This is a genomic window from Peribacillus sp. 05N428 (genome assembly GCF_056397085.1).
Genome location: NZ_JBFTMS010000011.1, coordinates 1 through 11,895, shown reverse-complemented (window position 1 = coordinate 11,895; position 11,895 = coordinate 1). Strand labels below are relative to the sequence as shown.

Annotated in this window: 9 protein-coding genes and 2 pseudogenes; 6 read left to right on the top strand and 5 right to left on the bottom strand. The window is 40.5% G+C overall.

The window, feature by feature from the left end; genetic code table 11:
- Nucleotides 1-572: 572 nt before the first annotated feature.
- From AC1DIV_RS12500 to asnB, 3 genes are all read right to left on the bottom strand, one after another.
- Nucleotides 573-1,421, bottom strand: coding sequence for a TVP38/TMEM64 family protein (locus tag AC1DIV_RS12500; protein WP_477576515.1), 849 nt, complete (start codon nucleotides 1,419-1,421; stop codon nucleotides 573-575).
- 354 nt (nucleotides 1,422-1,775) lie between these two features.
- Nucleotides 1,776-1,913 (bottom strand): hypothetical protein, encoded by a 138-nt coding sequence (locus AC1DIV_RS12495; protein WP_340875819.1) that lies wholly within the window; start codon nucleotides 1,911-1,913, stop codon nucleotides 1,776-1,778.
- 380 nt (nucleotides 1,914-2,293) lie between these two features.
- On the bottom strand, nucleotides 2,294-4,177 hold the full coding sequence (gene asnB, locus AC1DIV_RS12490) for an asparagine synthase (glutamine-hydrolyzing) (RefSeq protein WP_477576513.1): 1,884 nt from the start codon (nucleotides 4,175-4,177) through the stop codon (nucleotides 2,294-2,296).
- 512 nt (nucleotides 4,178-4,689) lie between these two features.
- Between asnB and AC1DIV_RS12485 the strand changes: the two are divergent.
- Nucleotides 4,690-6,046 (top strand): annotated as a pseudogene (locus AC1DIV_RS12485) (IS1182 family transposase).
- A gap of 284 nt (nucleotides 6,047-6,330) precedes the next feature.
- On the opposite strand, the gene AC1DIV_RS12480 reads toward AC1DIV_RS12485, so the two are convergent.
- A complete protein-coding gene (locus AC1DIV_RS12480; RefSeq protein WP_340878489.1) occupies nucleotides 6,331-7,047 on the bottom strand; it encodes a GntR family transcriptional regulator in 717 nt (238 codons plus the stop codon).
- A gap of 209 nt (nucleotides 7,048-7,256) precedes the next feature.
- Here AC1DIV_RS12480 and AC1DIV_RS12475 point away from each other — a divergent pair, with 209 nt between their 5' ends.
- The 5 genes from AC1DIV_RS12475 to chbG are packed head-to-tail and all read left to right on the top strand — an operon-like array spanning nucleotide 7,257 to nucleotide 11,424.
- Nucleotides 7,257-7,637, top strand: a complete 381-nt coding sequence (locus tag AC1DIV_RS12475; protein WP_311292774.1) for a PTS sugar transporter subunit IIB — start codon at nucleotides 7,257-7,259, stop codon at nucleotides 7,635-7,637.
- 4 nt (nucleotides 7,638-7,641) lie between these two features.
- Nucleotides 7,642-8,991, top strand: a complete 1,350-nt coding sequence (locus tag AC1DIV_RS12470; protein ID WP_034313464.1) for a PTS sugar transporter subunit IIC — start codon at nucleotides 7,642-7,644, stop codon at nucleotides 8,989-8,991.
- A gap of 17 nt (nucleotides 8,992-9,008) precedes the next feature.
- The gene (locus AC1DIV_RS12465; RefSeq protein ID WP_095678825.1) at nucleotides 9,009-9,356 is read left to right on the top strand and encodes a PTS sugar transporter subunit IIA; all 348 of its coding nucleotides are present in this window, start codon (nucleotides 9,009-9,011) and stop codon (nucleotides 9,354-9,356) included.
- Nucleotides 9,353-10,696, top strand: a complete 1,344-nt coding sequence (locus tag AC1DIV_RS12460) for a 6-phospho-beta-glucosidase (protein WP_048684678.1) — start codon at nucleotides 9,353-9,355, stop codon at nucleotides 10,694-10,696. Before AC1DIV_RS12465 ends, AC1DIV_RS12460 begins: the two co-directional genes overlap by 4 nt.
- Nucleotides 10,693-11,424 carry a chitin disaccharide deacetylase gene (chbG, locus tag AC1DIV_RS12455; RefSeq protein ID WP_063596220.1) on the top strand — a complete coding sequence of 244 codons (732 nt, stop codon included), beginning with the start codon at nucleotides 10,693-10,695 and terminating at the stop codon, nucleotides 11,422-11,424. The genes AC1DIV_RS12460 and chbG overlap by 4 nt, the downstream gene beginning before the upstream one ends.
- A 63-nt stretch (nucleotides 11,425-11,487) precedes the next feature.
- On the opposite strand, the pseudogene AC1DIV_RS12450 reads toward chbG, so the two are convergent.
- Nucleotides 11,488-11,895 (bottom strand): annotated as a pseudogene (locus AC1DIV_RS12450) (NAD(P)/FAD-dependent oxidoreductase); the annotation flags it as partial.

Below are 11,895 nucleotides of genomic sequence, written 5' to 3'. Positions count from 1 at the left end.
TAATACCGAAATATATTTTGACTTGGAAAGAAAGACAAAAGAAACGGATGGATTCTGGGGATACAAAGAGCGAAGCAATCATACCAAACTGTAAACAAACTCAAAAAAAATGAAATTTTTGTCTATAGTTTTTTTGAGTGATTATAAGGATTGTGGCTGCCGCAATCAGCTGAGGTGGCAGAAGCTTCTCTTCGTTAAGATATGGGTTCTTTGGCCAGTCATGTGCCATTTTTGAATCTTGCCATGTCCAATTGGGCATCCTTCTTTTTTAATTTCAGGAAAGATAAACATCACCTGAATCTACATTTATTTATCCCCTTTTAGTAGTCTAACTCAAAGCATGCTTTCTTTTCATATCCGAATATCGTTTAAACATTTTTTGTCAGTTAGCCTTCAGAGGTAAGGATACATTAATATAGCAATTAGAAGATGGCGATTGAGTACTATGGTAGACGGTTGGCATAGGCCATTACCATTCATTCCAAACCAAATAACTTCAAGGGGAAATAAAGTTTTCGAGAGAGTTCCAGAGATGCCTACTGATATAACCAGCGTGTTTCCATAAAATGCTCCTATTCCATTTTTCTTTTCTTTAAAAACCATTTTACTAATATTGATAAAGTAAACAATCCACCAGCAGTAAGTGACACGGCCGATATTACTTCCTGCCCTGTAAGGGAGAGGGCTTTCGCCAAATCTACTGAATATGAAAGTGATGAGACTGTCAGTAATTTTGATAGGGAAGCTATCAGGATAAATCTTCTGAAAGAAACGCCGCCTATCCCCGCACCGAGGCAAATGATTTCATCTGGTAGAATCGGGATAATGAACAGAAGGAATAGGATGGCGGTTTCATTTTTTTTCACATACTCCTGATAGCTTTGCAAGTGCTTTTCTTTAACTAATTTTAAAGCAAGCTTTTGCCCTCCAATTCTAGCTAAAAGGAACATGGTTGCTATTCCGGAAATAGTTCCGGAATAGCCTAGGTATGCTGCGTTAAATGAGCCTAATACTGCACTGCCAGCAGGAATCGTCACAGCTTCAGGCAAGGGCAGCACGATTGGCTGAAGGAAACAAATAAGGAGGAAAAGGAGCTTGCCCATTAGGGTACTTCCTCCTAAGACGCTCTTCAAGCTGTTTGCATCTGTCAGCAGCAAAAACTTCGTTGTATAAAAGATCAAACAGACTATAATCAGTAATATGCTCAAGTTCACTAAGGCGAGCCTCGTAAGTTTTAAATAGTTTACTTTTTTCCTAATTATCAAGACAAGATCAATAGACAGAATGACTATTAAAATGACTGTAACTATAATTTTATAAATTATCAGCAACGATGGCAATAACACATACACGCACACAGCTGCAAAAGCGACCATCAATAAATGCGTCCACAATTCAGGCAGTTTCTTTTCAAGAATCACAGAATTCTTTCTCCTTTAGGTGAATTTCCTTTGTGTGATTAAGTGTACTGGCTAAGCCATCTTTAGAAAACGGACCTGGGATTTAACGAATAGTAAGACCTGAGGCTTAGATTTCTTGTGGATCTGCCAAAAATCTAAATGCAGCAACCTGCTTTGCAAGATCTCCGATTAATCATTTGCCCTTTTTTATTAAGAGTGTTATTGAGATTAAGGATGCTATAAATATGATATAACCAAAAAAAACGGAAGAAACCCCGTACTTGTATGAAATTCGTATGAAATCCCCTTTGAATTTTCGCCTAAAGTTAAGGGATTGGGCTCTACGCGCCCACTATGTTAGGCCATTTTTGCATCTCACCATGTCCAATTGGCTATCTTCTTTAAATTAATGGAAGCCTTCATTTTACGAACCAAATGGTTCGGTGGAACCAGTTGATCTAAAGTAATCACTTCAAGTTGATCTCGTTGAATGGAATCCTGTTTAGAAAGCATTCTCATCACCTCAAGTTTTAATGCTTCTATTTTAAAGCAAAAAGACTCTAGGCAAAAGTGTTCTATCTAGGTAAGCCGAAGTTGATTGGAACGGAAGGTACGAGACTCCTGCGGGAAAAGCTCGTCTAGGGGAGACCCCTCAGGCGAAAGCCGAGGAGGCTCCCCGACCGCCCGCGGAAAGCGGGTGCCCTACGTTCCAATCAACGTCCAAATTGTACAATCCATAAAAATAGACAAACTCGATTTTCATCGAGTTTGTCTACAGTCTGCCCCCCCCGTTCTTGTATGACGGGGTTCAGTTTATCGCAAAAGTCCTTCGGGATTAAGTTTATTTTATGAGTAATAAGCACTTAAGCAATATTCCCTTTTTTAATGGATGTTTAATTTACAACATATTGTGAATTCTTTTGGGGCTCATATTGTTTTTCTATATAAATTTGATGCCAAGTCATAAACGTCAAAATGGTCCAGAGCTTCCGGCTGTTGTCCGTTTTATTATTTACATGGTTTTCAAGTAATTTCATAATTTGCGCTTTGTTAAAAAGATAGTCAGTCGGGCTTTCCTGGATTAACCTTATTGCCCAATCGTATAATTCATCCTTCAACCAATGTCGTATCGGAACAGGAAAGCCTAGCTTTTTTCTGCTCCATACATGTTCCGGCACTATCCCGCGGGCAGCTTTTCGGAGCATGTATTTGGTCGTTCCATTTCTAACCTTTTGATCCATATTAAGTTTTGATGCCGTATTGAAAACGCATTTATCCAAAAAGGGAACTCTCACCTCTAAAGAATTCGCCATGGACATTTTATCAGCCTTCAATAAAATATCACCTTTTAGCCAAGTTTGAATATCAATGTTTTGCATTTGGGTTATAGGATCATACCCCAAAGAACTTGAATAGATGGGATTTGTCACTTTCTCATTTTCTAGTCCGTTGAGATAATTCACAAGTATTAGTTTTTTCTCTTTCTCGCCGAATATGTTTGCGTTCCCGATATATCGGTTTTCTAAAGGTGTCACTCCACGCTCTATAAAACTCTTTCCTCTAACACCTTCTGGCAAAACAGAGGAAATCGCCTTCAACACTTTGTTCAATGGTGTTGGAAAATAGGAAAACATGCGCAGGGAATGGGGCTCCCGGTATATATTATATCCGCCGAATAATTCATCTGCCCCCTCACCGGACAAGGCGACCTTGACGTGTTTTTTAGCTTCCCGGGCGACAAAATATAGTGGAACGGCAGCAGGGTCCGCTAAAGGGTCATCCATATGCCAGATGATCTTTGGAAGTTCCGCCAAAAATTCTTCAGGACTTATAATATAACTTATATTTTCTACATTCAGTGCGGCTGCTGTTTCCTGTGCAACGTTTATTTCACTATATCCATCTCTTTCGAACCCAACAGAAAAAGTTTTGATCTTAGGGTTAATCTCTTTTGCGATGGAGCAGATAAATGATGAATCAATCCCGCCCGATAAAAATGATCCAACTGGAACATCACTTCTCATATGGACGTTTACGGAATCTATCAGAGTGTCTTGTATTTCATTTATGACCTTTGAATCGTCTATATTGGAAGGGTGAAAAATAGGTTTCCAGAACCTTTTTATATCCATTTTCTTTCCAGGTTCTTTAGTGAAGTAATGCCCAGGTAATAATTTTTCAATATTCTTGGATAGGGTCGATGGTTCTGGAACATATTGAAAACTAAGAAAATGCTGTAATGAATTCATATCCAGCTCTTCATTCATGGCTGTCAAAATACTCTTTTTTTCTGATGCAAAATAAGTAACATCATCTTGCTCACAATAGAAAAAAGGCTTGATTCCAAAGTGGTCCCTTGCACCAAAAAGCTTTAGCCCGATTTTATCCCAAATGACAAAAGAGAACATGCCTCGCAATTTCTGGACAGTTTGCTCTTTTTGGCTACTAAAGAGGGCCAATATTACTTCCGTATCAGAATCTGTCGTAAACTCATATCCTTCATCAATGAGTTCTTTTCTTAGTTCAATATAATTATAGATTTCGCCATTGAAAATGATCCAATATCTTTCATTTTCATATGAAAGGGGTTGGTTACCATTATCTATATCGATTATGCTTAATCTCCTAAATCCAAAATTCACAAACTCATCAAAGAAATATCCTTCATCATCCGGTCCCCTATGGGTAATGATCGTGTTCATCTTTTGAATCGTTTCTTTCATATTTGAATTTATGGCTTTCGGATATTCGTGAATACATCCAACAAAACCGCACATAAAATCCACCTGCCTAATTAATTAATAGTAAGAGATTTCCTAGTAACTTTTATTGAGAGATGAAATAGGTATAAAGTTGAGTATCAATCAAAGAAATAGTATATCCCTAGTCTACAAGGTTAGGTTATTATGATATATTTGTCAATTTTACTCATAAAATGAATGTTTTTGTAATTATGTAAATCTGTATCAGCTACACAACAAAAAGAGGCAATCGTTATGATTGCCTCTCAGACTGTAGACAAACTCGATGAAAATCGAGTTTGTCTACATTTTTTTGGCTTGTACAAATTTGGACGTTGATTTCCACTTCAGGCACTCGCTTTCCGCGGGCGGTCCGGGAGCCTCCTCGGCGCAATTGCGCCTGTGGGGTCTCCCTTAGACTCGCTATTCCCGCAGGAGTCTCGCACACCCGCTCCAATCAACTATGTTTAAAATTTTAGATGGGAACTCCTATTGCCTACAGTCTTTTTTGTTTTAAAATAGAACTATTAAAACTTGAGGTGATGAGGATGCTTTCGAAACATCATTCTATTCAGCGAGATCAACTTGAAATGATTACTTTAGATCAACTAGTGCCGGCGAATCATTTGGTTCGTAAAATGGAGGCTTCCATTGACTTCACTTTCATTTATGATTTGGTGATAGATATGTATTCAGAGGTAGGACGCCCAAGTATTGATCCAGTTATTTTAGTTAAACTGACATTCATTCAACATACCTTCGGTATTCGTTCCATGCGTAAAACGATTGAAGAAGTTGAAACAAATATGGCTTACCGTTGGTTCTTAGGCTATGGTTTCCATGATAAAGTACCTTCTACTCCACGTTCGGGAAAAATTATGAACGACGCTTTAAAGATACAGATCTGTTTGAACAGATTTTCTATTGCATCTTAATGACAGCTACTGATAGAAAGTTAATTAGTGCTGAACACGTATTCGTCGATTCCACACATGTGAAAGCCAATGCGAATAAGCGCAAATTTGAAAAGAAAATCGTACACAAAGAAACACGAGCATATCAAGGACGTCTTCAAGATGAAATAAAACAAGATCGTGAAAACCATGGAAAGAAGCCTTTTACACCAGATAAATTTGATAAGGAAGAAACCAAAGCAATTAAAGAAAGTACTACGGAGCCTGAGAGTGGCTACTATGTGAAAGATGAACGAACAAAACAATTTGCCTATTCATTCCATGCGGCCGCAGACCGCAACGGTTTTGTATGGGGAACGATTGTAACACCTGGTAATACACATGACAGTCATATTTTGGAGCCACTTGTTGAGCAAGTGATTGAGAAAGTTGGAAAACCAGAAGCAGTTGCCGCAGATGCAGCTTATAAAACACCAGCGATTACAAGATACCTTATTAACAAAGAAATCACACCTGCTTTACCCTATACATGTCCTCGTACAAAAGAAGGATTCTTTCGTATACATGACTATGTTTACGATGAACACTTTGATTGTTACCTTTGCCCTTCGGGAGAAACTTTAAAGTACTCAACAACAAATAAAGAGGGCTATCGCGAGTACAAATCGCCAAACAAATTTGTGCAACATGCTCATTTTTATCACGGTGTACTGAAAGCAAAGAACATCAAAAAGTAGTGACACGGCATATCTGGCAAGCATATGTGGAAGAAGCAGATCATCTGCGTCATCATCAAGAGGTAAAACCTATATATGCGAAACGCAAAGAAACGATTGAGCGTGTATTCGCAAATGCAAAAGAAAAGCATGGTATGCGTTGGACTACTTTAAGGGGACTTAAAAAATTGTCGATGCAAGCGATGCTTACTTTCGCTGCCATTAATTTAAAGAAGATGGCCACTTGGACATGGCAAGGTCCTAAAATGGCTTAACATAGTGGCTCGAAGAGCCCAAATCTCTTAACCTTTGGTCAAAATTTCAAAGGAATTTCAAAAAGGGGTTCGGAATTTTTTAATTCCGAACCCCTTTTGTCTACAAACTGAGAGGCAATCGTTATGATTGCCTCTAAAAGAAAAATAAGTTTGCATGCAGTTTTTATTAAAAAAACGTTCCAGTTGATTGGAGGGAATTCAACGTTCCAATCTTACAAACACTAAAAAAAATCGAGTTTGTCTACAGACTATGATGCCTTAATTAATTAGGCATCCGTCTTATTTCAATAGTTCCGCTCGATGACAAAGTGAGCACGATCGCCTCTAAAGAGAGTTTTAGAGTATTCAATGACCGATCCGTCATTCTCATATGTGTAAGTTTCCAATGAAAAACAAGGTGAGCCGTTCGGTACGTCCAATTTGTCAGAAATGGAATCGTCGGCAAGTGAAAACTCCAAGTGTTCGACCGTTTTTTTTACTTTTAAATTGAATTGTGTCTCAAGTACTTTAAAGAGTGATTTTTCGCAGGCTTCGATATTAAGTCCGGGTGTTTTATACCAAGGGAGAAAGGCAATTTCATATTGAAGGGGGATATCGTTTACGTAACGTATCCGTTCCAGTTTATTTACGGGGTCTCCAATATTTTGTTTGAAAAGCTTGGCAAGGGTAGCGTTTGCTTCAATCACCTTTAAGCTAATGACCTTTGTCGAAGGGTTTTTTCCTTGCATCGTGACTTGCTCAGAGAACTTTTCAACCGTGCTTGAAAGAAATTGCTTCACTTTATTTTCCGAAACGAAAGTCCCTTTGCCCTGAACACGGTAGATGTAGCCTTCGACGTTCAATTGCTGTAAGGCCGTGCGAACTGTTGTCCTGCTTACTCCGTATATTTTACAAAATTCTGCCTCAGTCGGTAATTTTGTATTTGTTTGATATTCGCCATTTTTTATGAGATCGATAATCGATTCCTTGACTATGGAATGTAATGCCGCTTCTTTATTCATGGTCTCCACAGTGATTCCTCCTATGTTCATTCCCAATATATACATATAGATTATCTCGGATAAGTTCAATAATCAACTTTAATTCACAAATTTGTAGTAACAAATTAAAAATTGTGTTGATATTTTCTCAATTTGTAACTACAATGTAGGTATGGAGGCAATAATACCCATTTCACTCAAGGGGAAGTGATAAAAAAGTAACATCGGTTATTTATAAGAAAGCGGTTTCAACTCACTTGAAAATACTGAATAATCAATCATTAAAAAGGGGGGTAATTTCAATGAATATATTATTATGTTGTTCTGCAGGGATGTCTACTAGTTTATTAGTTACCAAGATGGAGGAAAGCGCTAAAAAACAAGGGGTAGAATGTCATATATGGGCTGTCGGTTCTACAGAAGTGAATAATGAAATAGATAAAGCTGATGTGATTTTATTAGGTCCGCAGGTTAGATACCTTCTTTCCAAGTTACAGGAAGCGGGGAAAGAAAAGGGAATTCCTGTCGCAACCATCAATCCGATGTTCTATGGACTATGTAATGGTGAAGAAGTGCTAAAACAAGCCACTACTTTAATAAAAGGAGAATAAGGATATGATGACTTTTATTGATAAGTATATTATGCCTGGGGCGGTAAAGGTAGGAAATAACCGGCATTTACTTGCAATTCGTGACGCATTGATTGGAATGATAGCGATTACAATGATCGGGTCATTCGCCGTCCTGTTTAATAATCTAGGGCAAGTCATCAAGCCTTACGGAAGAATGATGGAGGCCATCTTCGGTCCTGCATGGAATACGCTCGGCGGTGATATTTGGTTTGGAACATTTGCATTCATGACGGTATTCGCTGTATTCGGCATTTCTTATAAATTGGCACGATCATACGGTGACGATGGTTTTGAAGCGATGCTGGTATCCGCAGCCTGTTTCTTCTTACTATTGCCTCAAATCGGAAATGTCACTTTAACCATCGATGATAAGGATGTTACTGGCGGGGCATGGGGTTTTGTAAGCGTAAACTATTTTAATGCTACAGCCCTCTTTACAGGAATTGTCGTTGCCTTGATAGCCACTGAAATATTTGTGAGACTTTCCCGGGTAAAATACTTAGTCATCAAGCTTCCTGATGGAGTTCCTCCTGCGGTTGCCCGTTCATTTGCAAAGTTAGTGCCGGGAATGGCAACGATCTTTATCGCTGGTATATTCGGACTGCTGTTCCGTAAAGCTACGGATGGGCAGGTATTGAATGACTGGTTGAGTAAAGTGATCGTATCTCCATTACAAAGTGCAGTAGATTCATTGCCATTCGCTATTTTACTAGTATTTCTTGTTCATTTATTATGGATGATCGGTTTGCATGGACCCAATATCCTTGGCGGGATAACGACACCGCTCTTTGAAAGTTCGGGAGTGAAAAATATCGATTTATATGCAAAAGGTGTCAAAGACATGGACCAATACGGCGTATTGGCGGGTTCTTTCCTGGATGCATTTGTATATTTAGGCGGATCTGGTGCAACACTGGGCCTCATCATTGCAATGATCATTGCCGGCCGGAAACGGTATAAACAGATGATTGCACTCGGAGGGGCACCAGGAGTGTTCCAGATTAACGAACCCATTCTTTTCGGATTGCCTATCGTTCTGAATCCAATGTGGTTCATCCCATTTGTTCTCGGCCCAGTAATTACAACGGTGATCTCTTATATCGCGGTAAGCAGCGGAATGGTTTTCCCGATCGTCGCTAAGATTCCATGGGTTACCCCGCCGATTGTGGGTGGATTCCTGGCCACAGGCGGACATGTATCTGGAGCGGTCCTGGCTGCAATCAATCTAGTCATTTCAACAGCTATTTATTTACCATTCGTTTATGCTCAAGTGAAGATAGACACCAAAAATGAAACAAAGCTTACAAAAGATTCAGAAACGCTAAGCCTTTAAGAAAGTAGTGATGAAAAATGGAAAAAGAAGAATTATACCAGCTATCCTTTCAATTGATTTTATATAGCGGGAATGCGAGAAGCTTTGCAATGGAAGCGTTGCAGGAGGCAAAGAAGAAGGATTTTGATTCTGCCCGTTTGAAAATCGCCGAGGCGGAAACGGAATTACTGCAAGCCCATAAATACCAAACCCAATTAATCCATGCTGAGGCAGGCGGGGACTCTTTTGATCTTCCCATTATCCTGGTGCATGCACAAGATCATTTAATGACAGCGATGACTATGAAGGATCTTGCAATTGAAATGATCGATCTACGCGAAGAATTCTTACATGCAGATGCTGTGAAGGAGAGGACTGCCGAATGAGCAAGGGGTTGAAGATCGTCACGATTGGCGGAGGTTCGAGCTATACGCCTGAACTGATCGAAGGTTTCATCAAATATCATGAAGAACTTCCTGTGAGTGAAATTTGGCTCGTGGACATCGAAGCGGGAAAGGAAAAGCTTGAAATTGTCGGGAATTTGGCAAGAAGGATGATTGAAAAGGCTGGTGTGAATATTGAAGTCCATCTCACGCTGGATAGAAAGAAAGCGCTTAAAGGCGCTGATTATGTAACAACCCAGCTGCGGGTTGGCCAGCTCGCAGCCAGGGCTCTTGATGAAAAGATTCCATTGAAACACGGAGTGATCGGACAGGAGACGAATGGACCAGGCGGGCTTTTCAAGGCCTTTAGAACGATTCCCGTCATTCTGGATATTGCYCATGAGATGGAGGAATTATGTCCGGAAGCATGGCTGATTAACTTCACGAATCCTGCAGGAATGGTAACGGAAGCAGTTCTGCGTCACAGTAATATTTCCAAAATCATCGGACTCTGCAATGTGCCGATTGGGATGGAACGAGGTGTTGCGGATTTGATGGATGTAGAGCCATCAAGGGTCCGTATCGACTTTGCTGGGTTGAACCATATGGTTTACGGCTTGGATGTATTCGTTGATGGCGAGAGTGTCAAAGATCAAATCATCCAGTTGATTACGGATCCAGCTAAAGCTGTCACGATGAAGAATATCCATGCAATGGGCTGGGAGCCGGAATTCCTTAGAGCGTTGAACCTGTTTCCGTGTCCATACCACAACTACTATTATAAAACGGGTGATGTGCTGGCCCAAGAATTGAAGGATGCGGAAAAAGGGGAAACACGTGCAGAGGTCGTTCAAAGACTTGAAGCAGGCTTATTCGAGCTATACAAAGACCAGGATCTGGCTATCAAGCCGCCGCAGCTTGAAGAGCGCGGAGGTGCCTACTACAGTGATGCGGCTGTGCGGTTGATTTGCTCGATGCATACGGATAAGCGAGATATTCAAGCGGTGAATACGGTCAACCATGGTGCGATTGAAGGCATCCCGTACGGATCGGCGATTGAAACCAGTTGCGTGATAACTAAGGATGGTCCTAAACCAATCAATGTAGGAGAGCTTCCTGTCGCTGTCCGCGGATTAATTCAGCAAATCAAATCCTTTGAAAGGGTAGCCATCGAAGCTGCAATTTCGGGGGACTATGATACTGCGTTACTTGCCATGACGATCAATCCACTCGTTCCAAGCGACCGGGTTGCAAAACTTATCTTGGATGAAATGCTGGAGGCACATAAAGATTATTTGCCGCAGTTTTTTGAAAAAAAGGAGTTGCAGGATAATTTATCATGATAGAAGTCCTTGTAAATGCAGATGATTTCGGGTTAACTAAAGCGGTGAATTATGGGATTTTGGATAGCCACAAATATGGAATTGTCAATTCGGCAACGATCATGATGAATGCGAAAGCAACGGAGCATGCGATTGAAATCGCCAAGAAAACACCATCGTTGAAGGTAGGTATTCACTTAGTCCTGACATGGGGGAAACCTTTGTTGAGTGATGTTCCGAGTTTGGTTGACGAATCTGGTTTCTTTAAGAAGCAAGGTACGGTATATGGGGATCCTGCCGGCATTTCCTTGAGCGAATTGGAGAGGGAGTGGTCAGCACAAATCGAAAGATTCTTGGAATTTGGCCTATTCCCGACTCATTTCGACAGCCATCATCATGTACACGGGATCAAAGCATTTCTACCGGTTATTAAAAAGCTGTCAGATAAATATGGATTGCCAGTGCGTAATGCCGGAAGGCACCTTGCAGGGATTCAAACCGTTACAGATGTATTCCTGGATGATTTTTATGGAGAAATGGTGGTTGAAGATTACTTTCAAAACTTGAAAGGGAGGATAATGGATGGGGAGAGTGTGGAGATAATGACCCATCCTGCTTATATGGATGAAGAATTGATGGAAGTCTCCTCTTATAATGATATACGCTTGAAAGAAACCAGGATTTTGACAAAGGCTAAATTACCTGAGGGATTTTCACTTAGATTCAGCATCAACCAAGTAAAGATTTGATTTCAAAAGAGGACCATTCATCAAAAGATGAATGGTCCTCTTTTATTGTGCTTTATCTTAGAATTAATAAGCCAGGCTGAATAGGGCTTTGATGTGTGATAGGTAGCGAACATTACTTGCTTCTTTCATCAATGTAGCCGGCAGGCCTTTAAGGGACGTGTTATTGGCCCCAACGGTTGCCACCGCATCCTTACGGCCTAGGCTCGCAAGTGTACCTGAGTTTACAGGTGAGAATACTTCAAGTTTCTTGCCTTCAAAGGCTGCATATAGGTTGTATCCAACAAGCTCACCCATTTGCCAAGCATTTTGTGCAGTAGGAGCGTATGGACGGCCGCCTTCTGGAGGGAACGCAACGGCACTGTCGCCGACAACGAATACGTCATTATGGGATTTGGATTGCAAATACTCATTGACGGTTGCTTTGCCGCGATCCACTTCAAGGCCTGATTCGCCTACGATAGGAAGAGCCGC